Source organism: Sandaracinobacteroides hominis, assembly GCF_016464365.1.
Taxonomy (GTDB): Bacteria; Pseudomonadota; Alphaproteobacteria; order Sphingomonadales; family Sphingomonadaceae; genus Sandaracinobacteroides; species Sandaracinobacteroides hominis.
This window is the reverse complement of sequence record NZ_JADCUC010000002.1, coordinates 376,889-391,562: the sequence shown is the minus strand read 5'-3', so window position 1 is coordinate 391,562 and position 14,674 is coordinate 376,889. Positions and strand designations below refer to the sequence as shown.

At 66.1% G+C, this 14,674-nt stretch carries 12 protein-coding genes; 7 read left to right on the top strand and 5 right to left on the bottom strand.

From position 1 onward, the window contains the following. Positions 1–73: 73 nt before the first annotated feature. Positions 74–1,720 (bottom strand): NAD+ synthase, encoded by a 1,647-nt coding sequence (locus IM784_RS06490; protein WP_199554478.1) that lies wholly within the window; start codon positions 1,718–1,720, stop codon positions 74–76. 609 nt (positions 1,721–2,329) lie between these two features. Between IM784_RS06490 and IM784_RS06485 the strand changes: the two genes are divergently transcribed. Both IM784_RS06485 and IM784_RS06480 read left to right on the top strand, forming a co-directional pair. Continuing rightward, positions 2,330–3,412 carry an ImmA/IrrE family metallo-endopeptidase gene (locus IM784_RS06485; RefSeq protein ID WP_235976607.1) on the top strand — a complete coding sequence of 361 codons (1,083 nt, stop codon included), beginning with the start codon at positions 2,330–2,332 and terminating at the stop codon, positions 3,410–3,412. Continuing rightward, positions 3,412–3,906: a DUF4411 family protein gene (locus tag IM784_RS06480; protein WP_235976606.1), complete on the top strand. Its 495-nt coding sequence runs from the start codon at positions 3,412–3,414 to the stop codon at positions 3,904–3,906. Before IM784_RS06485 ends, IM784_RS06480 begins: the two co-directional genes overlap by 1 nt. Before the next feature lie 171 nt (positions 3,907–4,077). On the opposite strand, the gene IM784_RS06475 is transcribed toward IM784_RS06480, so the two are convergent. Both IM784_RS06475 and IM784_RS06470 read right to left on the bottom strand, forming a co-directional pair. Next, positions 4,078–5,601, bottom strand: coding sequence for an amidohydrolase family protein (locus IM784_RS06475; protein ID WP_408015284.1), 1,524 nt, complete (start codon positions 5,599–5,601; stop codon positions 4,078–4,080). Between the two features lie 56 nt (positions 5,602–5,657). After that, on the bottom strand, positions 5,658–6,986 hold the full coding sequence (locus tag IM784_RS06470; RefSeq protein WP_199554474.1) for a DUF1254 domain-containing protein: 1,329 nt from the start codon (positions 6,984–6,986) through the stop codon (positions 5,658–5,660). Between the two features lie 123 nt (positions 6,987–7,109). Between IM784_RS06470 and IM784_RS06465 the strand changes: the two genes are divergently transcribed. The 3 genes from IM784_RS06465 to IM784_RS06455 are packed head-to-tail and all read left to right on the top strand — an operon-like array spanning position 7,110 to position 10,162. Then, on the top strand, positions 7,110–8,276 hold the full coding sequence (locus IM784_RS06465) for an acetyl-CoA C-acetyltransferase (RefSeq protein ID WP_199554473.1): 1,167 nt from the start codon (positions 7,110–7,112) through the stop codon (positions 8,274–8,276). A 13-nt stretch (positions 8,277–8,289) separates the two neighbouring features. Further along, a complete protein-coding gene (locus IM784_RS06460; RefSeq protein WP_199554472.1) occupies positions 8,290–9,207 on the top strand; it encodes a crotonase/enoyl-CoA hydratase family protein in 918 nt (305 codons plus the stop codon). After that, on the top strand, positions 9,200–10,162 hold the full coding sequence (locus IM784_RS06455; protein WP_199554471.1) for an alpha/beta fold hydrolase: 963 nt from the start codon (positions 9,200–9,202) through the stop codon (positions 10,160–10,162). Before IM784_RS06460 ends, IM784_RS06455 begins: the two co-directional genes overlap by 8 nt. A 170-nt stretch (positions 10,163–10,332) precedes the next feature. Here the strand turns inward: IM784_RS06455 and IM784_RS06450 are convergent, their stop codons facing one another. Beyond that, complete coding sequence (locus IM784_RS06450; RefSeq protein ID WP_199554470.1) at positions 10,333–11,166, bottom strand: transglutaminase-like domain-containing protein; 834 nt, start codon at positions 11,164–11,166, stop codon at positions 10,333–10,335. Positions 11,167–11,255: 89 nt separating this feature from the next. Here IM784_RS06450 and IM784_RS06445 point away from each other — a divergent pair, with 89 nt between their 5' ends. After that, positions 11,256–12,773 carry a class I adenylate-forming enzyme family protein gene (locus tag IM784_RS06445; RefSeq protein WP_199554469.1) on the top strand — a complete coding sequence of 506 codons (1,518 nt, stop codon included), beginning with the start codon at positions 11,256–11,258 and terminating at the stop codon, positions 12,771–12,773. Further along, a complete protein-coding gene (locus IM784_RS06440) occupies positions 12,770–13,267 on the top strand; it encodes a CinA family protein (protein ID WP_199554468.1) in 498 nt (165 codons plus the stop codon). The genes IM784_RS06445 and IM784_RS06440 overlap by 4 nt, the downstream gene beginning before the upstream one ends. Here the strand turns inward: IM784_RS06440 and IM784_RS06435 are convergent. Beyond that, the gene (locus IM784_RS06435) at positions 13,258–14,667 is read right to left on the bottom strand and encodes a PepSY-associated TM helix domain-containing protein (RefSeq protein WP_199554467.1); all 1,410 of its coding nucleotides are present in this window, start codon (positions 14,665–14,667) and stop codon (positions 13,258–13,260) included. The two genes, IM784_RS06440 and IM784_RS06435, sit on opposite strands and share 10 nt — an antisense overlap. Between the last annotated feature and the right edge of the window lie 7 nt (positions 14,668–14,674).

The window sequence follows — 14,674 nt, the reverse complement described above, 5'->3', positions numbered from 1 at the left end:
CGCAGACGAGCATCGATGGTACGTCGGAGGCGCCCTGTGGAGTCGCCTGGAATGATCGATAGACGCTGGTTCGCTAGCTGCCGGTCCGGAAGGCGTTGGTGATCGGGTAGCGGCGGTCGCGGCCGAAATTGCGCGGGCCGATCTTCACGCCCGGCGGCGCCTGCCGGCGCTTGTATTCGGCTATATAGAGCAGCCGTTCGATGCGCTTCACCGTTTCCATGTCGGAAATGCCCTGCTCCACGATCTGGGCGGCGGAAAGCTCCTCTTCCACCAGCCCGTTCAGGATCGGGTCGAGCACGTCGTAGGGGGGCAGTGAATCGTCGTCGCGCTGATTCTCGCGCAGCTCGGCGGTGGGCGGCTTGGAGATCACCCGTTCGGGCATAACCGGGCCGTCGGGCCCCAGCCCCAGCCGCGGGCGCTGGGCGTTGCGCCAGCGGGAAAGCCGGAACACCGTCGTCTTGTAGGCGTCCTTCAGCACATTATAGCCGCCTGCCATGTCGCCATAGAGGGTGGCATAGCCGACCGACATCTCGCTCTTGTTGCCCGTCGTCAGCAGCATGTGGCCGAACTGGTTCGACAGGCCCATCAGGGTCACCATGCGCAGGCGGGACTGCAGATTTTCCTCCGGCAGACCGCGCGGGCGGCCGGCGAACTGGCCGGCCAGCATCATCTCCATCGAGCTGACGGCGGGCTCGATCGGGATATTGTCCAGCCGGACGCCCAACATCCGCGCGCAGCCGGCGGCATCGTCCAGGCTCTCGCGGCCGGTGAAACGGCTGGGCAGCATCACGCACCAGACCCGATCCGCGCCCAGCGCATCGACGGCGACTGCCGCCGACAGCGCGCTGTCTATCCCGCCGGACAGCCCGAGCACCACGCCCGGAAAGCGGTTGCGCCCGACATAATCGCGCAGCCCCACCAGCATCGCGTGGTAGATCTCCTCCTCGTAGGTATCCGGCATCTGCTTCGTGCCGGCGGCGAAACCCTTGCCGCGCGACCACTCCAGCGGCACCACCGCTTCGTCCCAATCGGGCAGGCGGGCCATCATTTCGCCGCCGGCGTTGACGGCGAAGCTGCCGCCATCGAACACCAGCTCGTCCTGCCCGCCGGTACGGTTCACATAGAGCAGCGAAAGGCCGGTTTCGGCGGCGCGGGCCTGCGCCAGCAGCAGGCGGCGATCCTCCTTGCCCAGCTCGTAGGGGGAGCCGTTGGGGACGATCAGCAGGTCCGCGCCGCGCGATTTCAGATGCGCGGAGACCGTCGGGGTCCACATGTCCTCGCAGACGGGGATGCCGAGTCGAAGCCCCATGAACTCCAGCGGTTCCGGCAGCGGCCCGGCGGAAAACACCCGCTTTTCGTCGAAGACGCCATAGTTGGGAAGATCATGCTTCAGCGTGAGTCCGGCCACCCTGCCGTCGCGCAGCAGGGCATAGCCGTTGTGCAGGCCCTGCTCGTCGCGGTGGGTGGTGCCCACCAGCATGGCCGGGCCGCCATCCGCCGTCGCCTCTGCCAGGCGCTGCAGCTGCACCTCGGCGGCGGCCACCAGTGCCGGCTTCAGCACCAGATCCTCGGGCGGATAGCCGATCAGCGACAGCTCTGGCGTGACCAGGATATCGCAATCGCTGGAAGCGCGGGCGCGCAGCATGGCGGTGGCATTTCCAGCGAGATCCCCCATCGAAGGATTGAGCTGAGCGGCGGCGATGCGAAGCGGTTCGGCCATGCCCAAGGCCTAGTCCCGCCACGATGCAAAGGAAACCGCCAGGATGGAGAAAATGGGCGGGATCGGCGCGTCGGGCATGGGATGGCTCCTGTGGCTGCAACGGGAAGCCTGTTGGAGGATTGCCGCCGGAGACCTTCCAAACTTCCCAAACTTCCCACCTGCACGTGCGTACGGGCGCGCACGTAGGTGACAAGCTGCGTGTAGGACAGCGAAATTCTGGCGCCCTCGCGTGCATTGCATGGGGCGGGTGTGGCATGGATCGGGGGGTGTAGGACAGGTGGGGAGGCGGGTTTCGTGCAATTCTTCTATAAGAACGAAAGATTTCAACACCTGAAAGCGGACATTCTTTGATCGGTTGCCACGGAAATGGCTGACAGCCACTTGCAAATCACTTGCAGAGACAACCAACAAGGAACCGCAGTGTTCGAGGCTTTGGAGAATGAAATCTGATCGTCGCCCCAATTCGCTTGCGATCGCCGATGCCATCGTCGAAAGGGGCTATGGATGAAACGGGGGCACGCAGCATAGGAACTATGGATGACTAGAGCTGCCATCCAGCCAGAAATGTTTACTTGGGCACGGGAGCGTGCGGCTAAGGAGCCAGCGGATTTGGAGCACCGCTTTCCCAAGCTTGCGCTTTGGGAAAGCGGTGAGGCGCGTCCGACCCTCAAACAACTGCAGGCCTTCGCGACAGCCGTCCATGTCCCTATCGGATATCTGTTTCTGCCGGCACCTCCGGTTGAGCAACTACCTATCCCTGATTTCAGAACTATGGACGGGCGCGGTGTCGGTCGACCGAGTCCCGACCTGCTCGACATGCTCTATGCCTGTCAGGAACGACAGGGCTGGTTCAAAGACTATGCTCGCTCCGTTCGATTACCGGTGATCGAACAGGTCGGAAGCGCGCGGCTCGGCGATTCTCCAACGGCCGTGGCGGCCGCTATGTCCGAAGCTTTGGGGTTCGATCTCGCTGCGCGAGCCGCATGCCGCACTTGGGAAGAAGCCCTGCGCCTGTTCATTGGCGGGGCCGACAATCTGGGCATTCTTGTGATGGTCAGTGGGGTGGTGCTCAGCAATAATAATCGCCGGCTTGATCCCGAGGAGTTCCGCGGATTCGCGCTCGCCGATCCGCAAGCCCCACTCGTTTTCATCAATGGTGCCGACAGCAAGTCGGCGCAGATGTTCACTTTGGCGCATGAACTTGCCCATCTCTGGCTTGGCGCTACGGCCGTTTCCAACGCTGGGGCGGGGCCGATTCATGGCCATCGTCGCGAGGAGGTTTGGTGCAATGCGGTGGCGGCCGAATTGCTCGTTCCACTAGAAGCCCTGCAAGCTGACTTGCGTGAGAATGAGAAACTCGAGGATGCAGTCGCCAGGCTAACCCGGCGATACAAAGTCAGCAGTCTCGTGATCTTGCGCCGCCTGTTAGATGCCGGTTGGCTGACCCAAGTACAGTTCGATGTTGCTTGGGCAATTGAGCGCGCACGTCTGCGCGCTCTAGCCGAGCAAGGGAATGGAGGGGGCGACTTCTATCGTACCACCTTGGCGAGGGTTAGTCGACGGTTTGCACGCGCTCTTGTGGAAAGCACCTTGGAGGGCCAGACGCTCTATCGGGACGCTTTCCGGATGTTAGGCGTCGCCAAGACCGAAACCTTCAATCACATCGGGCAGGAAGTGGGAGTACTTGTTTGATGCGCTACCTGCTTGATGCCAACATTTTCATTCAAGCGAAAAATCTTCATTACGGCTTCGATTTCTGCCCGGCATTTTGGCAATGGCTTATCGATCAGAATGCCGCGCAAAACGTGGGGAGTATCGAGAAAGTCAGTGACGAACTTGTCGGCGGAGGTGATGATCTCGCCGATTGGGTGGCCGCGAGAGGCAGGGGATTTTTTCTCTCGCCAGATGACGCCGTGCTCCCCGCGCTCGGCGAAGTTTCAGCGTGGGCCACCGGTCAGAATTACGAACCGGCGGCGATAGCCACGTTTCTCCAAGTTGCGGACTATTGGCTCGTTGCCCATGCAAAGGCAACCGAATGCATTCTCGTGACGCATGAAGTGCCATCGGAATCTGTCCGGAAGATCAAAATCCCTAACGCCTGTATAGGCCTCGGCGTCAGCTGTATAACACCATATGAGATGCTGCGCCGCGAGCGAGCGAGGTTCGTGTTGGGACAAGCTGCGTAGCGCGACTTAGTTTTTGCGTCCGTTAACGACCCAAAGCTGCCGTCGATGAACCAAGCGCCGACCTGATCATCGAGGGTGCAGGGCAGAGTCCTGCCCGCCGGAGGCACACCCCCAGCTCGGGGCCATCTGGTGGTTGGGGTCTGCCCGATTGTTGATGGTGGCGAGACGGGCTTAGGGTTGTGGGGTTGCTGCTTTTGCTTGCTCGACCTGTGCGGCGACGCTGTTCAGCAGGGCGGGGGCGTCGTAGACGATGCCGTTGACGATGGTCCAGCGGACGCCGCCCACCCGTTTCTGGCGGTTGGTGGCGTCGTCCAAACGTTCGTGGCCGGTGCCGTAGAGCGTTTTCAGGTTTTGCAGCGGGTTTTCGGGGACGATCACCAGATCGGCGCGCATCCCGGTGCGGACGAGGCCGAAATCCGGTTCGCGGCCCTTGGGTTCGGAGAGCGTCTTCGCGCCGTTGATGGTGGCGGCTTCGATCACCTCGATGGGGGAGAAGCCAGCCTCCTGCAGCATCTCCAGCTCCAGTATGTAGCTGAAGCCCCAGATCTGCCAGATGAAGCCCGGATCGCTGCCGGTGGTGACGCGGCCGCCCATATTCTTGTAGTCGTTCACCAGCCGCATGTAGCGCTGGTAGAAGTTGCGCCAGGTGACTTCGTTGGTGGTGGTCCAGTCGAAGAAATAGCTGCCGTGGTTGTCGCGGTTGGATTCGAAGAAGCGGGTCATCGAGGGCGGCGTGTAGCGCTGGTGCCAATCGGCGTTGCGGGCGCGCATCAGGTCGCGGCTGGCGGAGTAGATGTTGAAGGTGGGGTCGAAGACGACTCCGGTTTTTTTCTGCTCCTCGAGGTAGGCGACCCATTCCGGGCCGCCGGGTTCGTGGATCTGGTTCCAGATTTCGGCGATGCCGCCGAAGCGGGCCTGCTCGTCGTTGAAATTATAGCCTGGCGGCATGTCCTGGGCGCGGCGGCCCTTCAGCATGGATTCGAAATGCCCATAGAAATGGGTGATGGTGCCGAGGCCGGCAGCGGCGGCATCGCGGGCATCGAACTCCACGATGTTGGGCTGGGCGAGGTGGGCGACGGTGCCCATGCCGTATTTCTTTGCTTCGTCGATGGCGGCGCGGTCGATTTCAGGGGTTTCGACGCCCCGGTTGAAGAATTTGATGCCGTCGACGCCCTGTCTGGCGGCCCAGCGCACCCAGGCGCGGGCTTTCTGGGGCGTATCGGTGGGGCCGTTGGCCCAGCCGCTGCCGAGGGTTTGATAGACATAGATGTGCGGGGCGGCGATCTCGCCGGCTTCGGCGCGGCGCTTGTCGCTGAGGGCGTGGGCGACATCGCCGCCGAACAGCGGGACGCCGCGGATGGTGGTGACGCCGTGGGCGAGCCAGAGGCGGTAGGCATAGCTGGGGTCGGCGACCTTGTCCGGATCGCCGTTGTGGCCGTGCATGTCGACGAAGCCGGGCAGCACATACATGCCGGTCGCGTCGATTTCGCGGCTGGCGCTCTGCGGATTACGGTTGGGCTGCATCGGCAGGCCGGGGGTGCCGGCGCTGCGGATTTCGGCGATGCGGCCGTTGCGGACGACGATGTCGGCCGGGCCGACGGGCGGTCCGCCGTTGCCGGGGATGAGGGTGGCGCCACGGATCACCAGCGTGGGGTATGGGCCTTCGCCGAAGCTGCGCGCCGGGGTGGGGTGCATGTCCTGCGAGAGCAGCGGTTTGGCGATCAGGAGGGCGAGCGCACAGGCGAGGAGCTTCAAGGTTCGTCTCTTTCGACCAGCGGCAGCCGCCATTCGCCCGACCTGATCGGTGCCTGCGGGCGATAGCCGCGGAAGATCAGGGTGAATTGCGCCTTGGGCGGGGTGGGCAGCCAGTTGGCTTCCGGGCCGGGGTCGGTGGGAGACATGACGAGGGTGAGGCTGCCGTCCGCCGCCTTCTTCAGGCCCGGCGTGCGGTTGCCGACCGCGTAGCGGTTGATCGGGTTCTCCACATAGAACAGGCGCCCGTCGGGCAGGCGCTCGTACATGGAAATGCTCCAGAAGGCGTCTACGGGAACATGTGCCGGGATGGTCAGCGCATAGCTTTTCGCGCCGTCCAGTTCCTGCCGGCTGCTGTCCTGCGTGGCGGACCAATAGACGGCTTCGGTTACCGGCAGCGCCGCAAGGCCGCCAAGCGCCACGCCGGCGCGCACGGCGTCGCTTGCCTCGGCCGTGCCGATGCCGGCCGGGCTTTTCGACCAGCCGTCGCCGGTGATGCGGCTGCCGGCGCTGATGCCCTCCTTCATCCGTTCGTAGATGCGCGGGAGGAGCGCTCGCCACAGCCATTGGCGCCATAGCGGGAGATTGTCGAAGGCGTCAGGGCCGAGGCCGTAGCCCGTGCTTGCGAGCGACTTGTCCTGCAGGTGCGGGTTTTCGGCGACCACCGGGTTTGTCCGCCGGAGCAGCATGTCCGGGCCGGGAAGCACCGGCAGGACCACCGCTTCGCGCGGGGGGCGGACGCTGGCGGGGGGCACGCCCAGCACGAAGCCCTGCTGCACGGCGCGGGCGGCGGGGAGGTCTTCGGCGCCATCCACCAATGTGCGGATCAGCAGCCAGGCCTCGTTGGTGGAAACGGCATATCGGCGGGTGCCGTCTGCTGCCGGCGGCAGCGCGCCTGTCTTGCCGTCGCCGAACTCCAGGCGGATCTTGCCGTCGCCGTCCGTCTCGCGCAGGACGAAGTTGTTGTCGCTGCGGAAATCCATCACCGCGACGCTGAAATAGCGGCCGTCGCCCTTGGGGATCGTCAGCTCCACGGGGCCGGAGGCGAGATCGAGGAAGGCGCTGGAATAGAGCGTGTCGTTGTTGGGGGTGGTCACCCAGCGGTCGCGCGGGCCGGCGAGGTCGGTGCGGTGGATCAGCCGGTTGGAGCCGCTGACACCGGCATGGGCCGACCGCAGGATCGATTCGTTTCGCGTCCGCACGACGCTGTAGATGGGATAGGCGCGGAGCGCTGCCGTGGTCGTTTCCGCGATGGGCCCGCGTATCCAGAGCCAGCCCCCCACCAGGAACAGGGCCAGCAGCAACAGGCCTATCAGCAGCTTTCTCATGGCGCAGAGCATGCCGCATTTTCCGTGTCGCTCAAAGTCCTCCTGCCTTCCCAATCCTAAGAGGTCACAAGCCCGTCCGCCGGGCGCAAGGAGGGGGAGACAGTTTGAAACAGGAGAGTGAAGATGGGTGAAGCCTATATCGTGAAGGCGCGTCGCACGGCCGGTGGCCGCAAGGGCGGACGGCTGCGGGACTGGCACCCGGCTGATCTGGCCGCGCATGTGCTGAACGACCTGGTGGGCGATCACGACCCGGCGCTGTTCGAGGATGTCATCATGGGCTGCGTCAACCAGTTTGCGCAGCAATCGACCAATGTGGCCCGCAATGCGGTGCTGGCGTCGAAGCTTCCGGAGTCGGTGCCCGGCACCTCGGTCGACCGGCAGTGCGGCAGCTCGCAGCAGGCGCTGCATTTCGCCGCCGCGACGGTGATGTCGGGCGTGATGGACGTGGTGATTGCGGCCGGCGTCGAGAGCATGACGCGCGTGCCGATGGCGCTGCCCTTCAAGGCGGCGATGGATGCGGGGGCGGGCACCTATATGAGCCCCGCCATCCAGGCGCGCTATCCGGGGATCCAGTTCAGCCAGTTTGCCGGCGCCGAGATGATCGCGAAGAAATATGACCTTTCGCGCGACCAGCTGGACGCGTTCGGCTTCGGCTCGCAGCAGAAGGGCGCCGCCGCTGCCAGGGCCAATGCCTTTGCGCAGGAAATCGTCCCCATCACCGGGCTGGATGCGGAGAACAACGCCGTCGAGCATATAGTCGATGAAGGCATCCGCTTTGAAGCGACGCTGGAAGCGACGAAGGCGGTGAAGCTGCTGAGCGAGGACGGCCGGCTGACGGCTGCCACCTCGTCGCAGATCTGCGACGGGGCTTCGGGCGTTCTGGTCGTCAATGAGGCGGGCCTGAAGAAGCTGGGCGTCGAGCCGATCGCCCGCATCCACAGCCTGACGGTGATCGGCGAGGACCCGGTGGTGATGCTGGAGGCGCCGATCAACGCCACCCGCGCGGCGCTGAAGAAGGCCGGCATGAAGATCGACGAGATCGACCTGTTCGAAGTCAACGAAGCCTTTGCCTCGGTGCCGATGGCCTGGCTGAAGGAGCTGGGCGTCGATCCGGCGAAGCTGAACGTCAACGGCGGCGCGATTGCGCTGGGCCACCCGCTGGGCGCTTCGGGCACCAAGCTGATGGCGACGCTGGTGCATGCGCTGCACAATCGCGGCAAGCGCTATGGCCTGCAGACGATGTGCGAGGGCGGCGGCCTTGCCAACGTCTCCATCATCGAGCGGCTGTAAGGGAGAACCGGAGATGACGGACCGGCAGGAAACCATCCTCGAGATCGCCGATGGAGTCGCCACGCTTACGCTGAACCGCCCGGACAAGCTCAATGCGTTCACCGGGCGGATGATGCACGAGATCATCTCTGCCTTTGACGAGACGGACGCGCGCGACGATGTGCGCGCCGTCATCGTGACGGGCGCGGGCCGGGCCTTCTGCGCCGGGGCGGATCTGTCTGCCGGAGCCAAGACCTTCGACTATGACGCCCGGGCCGAGGACGCCGCCGGCGACCGGCTGACATCCTCGCCCGTGCGCGCCGACGGCAGCATCGACTATGCGCATGAAGCGGTCCGCGACGGCGGCGGCCGCTGCACCCTGCGCATCTTCGAGAGCCTGAAGCCGGTGATCGGCGCCATCAACGGCCCCGCCGTCGGCATCGGCGTGACGATGCAGCTGCCGATGGATATTCGCATCGCCAGCACCAACGCCCGATTCGGCTTTGTGTTTGCCCGTCGCGGCATCGTGCCGGAGGCCTGCTCCAGCTGGTTCCTGCCGCGCCTTGTCGGCATCAGCCGGGCGATGGAGTGGTGCTCGACCGGGCGGGTCTTTGGCGCCGACGAAGCCTTTGAGGGCGGACTTGTCCGATCGGTGGCGCCGCCGGAGGAGCTGCTGCCGGCAGCGCTGGCGCTGGCGCGCGAGATCGCCGACAATACGGCGCCTGTTTCGGTGGCGCTCACCCGGCAGATGCTGTGGCGGATGCTGGGCGCCGATCACCCGATGGAAGCGCACAAGATCGACAGCCGCGCCATCTATGCCCGTGGGCGGCAGGCGGATGCCAAGGAAGGGGTGACGAGCTTCCTGGAGAAGCGCCCGGCCGCCTACCCGGACAATGTTTCCGACAATATGCCCGATTTCTACCCGTGGTGGCAGCCGCGCAGCTATGGCTGAAATGAGCGCGGCGGCAGAGCGGAGGGCGGCAGAGCGGAGGGAGGTGAAACCCTTCGCCAAGGACACCGACGATCCGCACCTGCTGTCGCCGCTGGCGCCGTTTGCCGGAGAGAAGCCGGCCGCACCGGCCTGGTTCCGGGCGGCGATCGATGCGCCGCACGAACGCCATAAGGTGCAGGTGGAGGGCGCCGATGTGGAGTGGCTCGGCTGGGGCGAGCGCGGCAAACCCGGCCTGCTGCTGCTGCACGGCAATGGCGCCAATGCCGACTGGTGGCGCTTCGTCGCGCCGTTCCTTGCCGACACGCATCGTGTCGCGGCGCTGAGCTGGTCCGGCATGGGCGGCAGCGACCACCGCCCGGCCTATACCGGCGACCAGTTCGTCCGCGAGGCGCTGGCGGTGGCCGAGGCCGCCGGGCTTGGCGAGCGCTTCGCCGTTGCCGGCCACAGCTTTGGCGGGATGCCGACCGTGCTGCTGGCCGCCGGGCACCCGGATCGGGTCGCGCAGGCGATCATCATCGATACCCCCCTGGGCGATAACCGTCGCCCGCCGCACGCCGACGATCCGAAGCCGCACCGCATCTATCCGACGCTGGCGGAGGCGCTCGCCCGCTTCCGCTGGTCGCCGATGCAGCCCAGCCCCAATCCGTGGATCACCGATTTCATCGCCCGTTCCTCGCTACGGCAGGCGGAAGGGGGCTGGACCTGGAAGTTCGATCCGATGCTGTGGAAGAATTTCAGCGTCGGCGACGTTGACGGTGTGGCCGGCCGCATATCGGTTCCGGTCGCCTATCTGTGGGGCGAGCAATCGGTGCTGGCAGAGCATGGGGTGGTCAGGCTGATCCGCACCTTGCTGCCTGCCGGAACGCGTTTTGTGGGCCTGCCGGATGCGCATCATCATGTGATGGCGGATCAGCCGCTCGCTCTCGTCTCGGCGCTTCGCGCGCTGCTGGCGTGAAGGCCTCAGAGAGCGTTCGGGAGTTGCGCGGGTCGGTCCTGCGCGTCTTGTTCGCACCTGCTTCGTCGCGCAAAAGTGCCCCGATGTCCTTGCATCGCGGCATTTTCCGCGCCTCGCGGGGACAACAAACCCGCCGCAGGCCCTCAACCGCGCACTACCCAAACGGTCTCTCAGCCGCAGCGGGCGATCACGCCTTCGCCGGTGACTTCTTCGGTGAGGATGTCGAAGCGTGCCAGCTTCACCTGACCAAAGGAGGTGATCATCGCCACGTCAGCGGCATCGCGCCCGGCGGCGATCAGGATCCGGCCGATGCGCGGCTTGTTGTGGCGGGCATCGAAGGTCCACCAGCGACCGCCGAGCCAGACCTGGAACCAGGCGCTGAAATCCATCGGATCGGGGACGGCGGGCACGCCGATATCGCCCAGATAGCCATTCACATAGCGGGCGGGAATGTTCAGGCAGCGGCAGAGGGCGACCGCCAGATGCGCATAGTCGCGGCAGACACCGACGCCCTCCTCGTGCGCTTCGAACGCCGTCCGGGTGTTGCGCGCATGCTGGTAGCCGAAGCGGATGCGCTGGTGGACATAGTCGACCACCGCCTGCACCCGCGCATGCCCCTCGGGCACGCTGCCGAACTTCTCCCACGCCAGCGGCATCAGCCGCTCCGTCTCGCAGTAGCGGCTCGCCAGCAGGAACTGCAGCACGTCGTCTGGCAGTTCGTTGACCGGGTGCTGCCGCGCGCCGTGCGGCACGCGGTCGGGAAGTCCGTCGTCCTCGACCACAAAGTCCGCGCGCAGGCTGAGCCGGCCCGGCTGCGCCGTCAGCCGGTGGCAGATGTTGCCGAAGCCGTCGCGATAGGGGCGCAGGATCGTTTGCGGCGCGCTGCGGATCCGGTCCGGCGTCACCAGCCGGTCTGCTTCGATCGGGTGCACGCTCAGCATCAGCACCATCGGCGTGATGTCGGTGCAATCCACTTCAAGATGATAGCCGGCGCGGATCTGCATCCCGATAATCCCGTTCTGGAAAAGGTTAACTGGAAGTCCAACGGCGCCGGCCCCCCGCAGTTCCGCCCGATGGTCCGTATGGAGAAAAAATGATGGCAGACGGCCCCGAATTCCAGCGCATCGGCGATCTGATTGCCCGTCACGCCGCCGAACGGCCCGACGCCCCCGCCGTGACCGTGGGCGACAGCCGCTACACATGGGCCGAACTCGCCGACCGCGCCGGGCGGGTTGCCGCCAGCCTGCAGCGCGACGGGGTGAAGCCGGGGCAGGCGATTGCCATCATCAGCCATACCAACGCCGACTATGTCGCGCTCTATCTGGGGGCGCTGGTGGCCGGCATCGCCGTGGCGCCGATGCCGCCCAGCGCCACGCCGGAACAGCTGGAGGCGATGGTTTCCGACAGCGCCGCGCCGATCCTGTTCCTGGATGCCGCCAATGCCGAAGCGGTGGCAGGGCGCGCCTTTGCTGCCCGCAGGATCGCCATCGAGGCGCTGGACGACTGGCTGGCGGATGGCCCGCCGGCACCGGTGACGCTGAGCGATGCGGAGCTGATCTCGCTGCCGTTCAACATCATCTATTCCTCGGGCACGACCGGCACGCCCAAGGGCATCGTGCATTCGTGGAACATGCGCTGGGCGCATCTGGTGGGGGGTGCGGCGGTCGGCTATGGGCCGGACAGCGTCTGCCTGCTGGCGACTCCGCTCTATTCCAACACCACGCTGGTGGCGGCGCTGCCGGCGCTGGCCTGGGGCGGGCATCTGGTGCTGCAGCCGAAGTTCGATGCGCGCGGCTTTCTGGAGCTGGCGCAGAAGTTCGGCGCGACGCACTCGATGCTGGTGCCGGTGCAGTATCGGCGGATCATGGACCTTGCCGATTTCGAGGCGTTCGACCTTGGCTCCTACCGGATGAAATTCTGCACCTCGGCGCCGTTTGCCGCCGACCTGAAGGCCGACATCCTGGCCCGCTGGCCGGGCGGGCTGATCGAATATTGGGGGATGACCGAGGGCGGCGGCGGCACCGCGCTGGTGGCGCACGAGCATCCGACCAAGCTGCACACCATTGGACGACCGTTTCCGAACGTGGAACTGAAGATCGTGAAGGAGGACGGCACCGAGGCGGCACCGGGCGAAGTGGGCGAGATGATCGGTTTCTCTCCGGCGACGATGTCGGGCTATGCCAACCGGCCGGAAGCGACGCGGGCGACGCAGTGGCAGCATCCCGACGGCCGCATCTTCATCCGCACCGGCGACCTGGCACGGCGGGACGAGGACGGTTTCATCGAGCTGATGGGACGGGCCAAGGACATGATCATTTCCGGCGGCTTCAATATCTATCCGATCGATATCGAGCAGGTGCTGGCCGAGCATCCGCACGTGCTGGATGTGGCAGTGGTCGGCATTCCCAGCCGCGCCTGGGGGGAAAGCCCGGTGGCGTTCGTGGTGGCGCCCGGGGCCGATCCGCAGGAGCTGAAGGAATTCACCAATGCGCGGGTGGGCAAGGTGCAGCGGCTGGCCGCCGTGCAGCTGGTGGACGAGCTGCCGCGCAGCGCCATCGGCAAGATTCTGAAACGCGAGATCCGCGACCAGTGGCAGGGAGAGATTCCATGAGTTTCGAAGCACTGGTTGCAGATGCCGAACAGGTGGCCGCGCTGCTGAAGGCCCGCCACCAAAGCATCGCGGTCGCCGAAAGCTCGACCGGCGGGCTGATCTCTGCCGCGCTGCTCGCGGTGCCGGGGGCGTCGAGCTATTATTATGGCGGCGGGGTGGTCTATACGCCGCGCGCCCGCCATCGCCTGCTGGACCTGAAGCGCGAGGAGGTGCGCGGCCTGCGCAGCGCCTCTGAACCCTATGCGCTGGCGCTGGCCGAGCGCACCAGGACCCGTTTCAAGACCAGCTGGGCGATTGGCGAAACCGGCGCGTCCGGCCCCTCCGGCAACCCCTATGGCGATGCCGCCGGCCATTGCTGTCTCGCCGTGCACGGCCCCGGCGGGGCCGTCGCCCGCACATTGGAGACCGGGCGGACGGACAGGCTTGGCAACATGTATGCCTTTGCCGCCGCTGCCTTTGAGCTGCTTCGCCGGCAGATCGAGGGTCAGCCCTGAGAAATCCGGCGTTCGGCCGGTCGCCCGATGCGCTGGACGGCGCTGTCCAGCAGCCAGACGATCAGCAGCGAGGCACCCAGCAGCGGCATCAGCAGCCCGGCCACCAGCAGGATCAGCAGCATCCCGTCCAGCCGTGCTTCGGGCACGCGCGGCGGTGCGGCGAAGGCGCCTTCGGGCCGCCGTTTCCACCACATCGCCACGCCGCTTCCCGCCAGCAGCAGGATGGCGATGCAGGGCAACAGCATCAGCAGCTGATTGGCCAGCCCGAAATAGCGGCCCATGTGGATCTGCACGCCCAGCTCCACCGCCTTGGCGCCGGTGCCATATTGCGACCAGCGATAGTCGCGCAGCAGCTCGTGGCTCCAGCGGTCGAAGTGCAGCGTGCGCTGACCCTGCGGCCGGCCGGGGTACGTCAGCGCGGTATAGATGCCCCGCTCGCCGCGCGGCAGATACAGGCGGTAGTCGCGCATGCCCATGGCCGTCGCGCGGGCGGCGATGCTGTCGGCCCCGTCGATGGCGGCTTCGTCGATGGCGACTTTGTCGGTGCCTGCGGCCTGCGGGGGCATCTGGTGATCGGCATGGTCGGCGTGCGCTGGGTCTGACACCGGCATCGGGGCCTGTTCCTGGGTCCAGCTGACGCGCCCCAGCGCCTCGCCCATGGGGCGGCTTTCGGGCGGGGTGTGGCCCCAGGCCTGTTGCGGGGCACCGGTGCCCAGCGCCTCGAACCCGCCGCGGATCAGCGGCCCCTGCACCACCGCCCATGGCAAGCCGGTGAGCAGCAGGAAGGCGATGAGGGCGAGCATCCACACCCCCGTCGTTGCGTGCAGGTCGCGCCAGAACAGCCGGCCTTTCGCGCGGAGCCGCGGGTAGAGCAGGCCGGCCGCCTTCCAGCGTCCGCGCGGCCACCAGAGGTAAAGCCCGCTCGCGATCAGCACCAGCGCCCAGCAGGCCGCCAGTTCCACGATGGCATCGCCCCGTTCGCCCAGCAGCAGGGAGCCGTGCATCAGGTCGGCAAAGCCCACCAGCGTGCGCGCATAGACGAAGCTGCCCAGCACCCTGGCGTTGCCGGGGTTCACCATCACCTGCCGGGGTTCGCCGGCGGCGGTCTTCACATAGACTTTCGCCGGGCGATCCGGCTCGGTCGGCAGATCGATCCGCGTTGGCGTGCCGGGATATTCGGCGATCGCCGCGCGGATCAGGGCCGAGGGCGGCAGCTGCCGATGCACCGGCTCCACGAAGTGGAGCTCGGGCATCAACAGGTCGTTCAGTTCGTCGTTGAACAGGTAGATGGCGCCCGTGATCGACAGGATCACCAGGAACGGGGCCACGATCAGCCCGGCCCAGAAATGCCAGCGCCAGATCGCCCGATAGCTGCGGGAGGTTTCGGCCGCGGTCGCCATCCTGTGC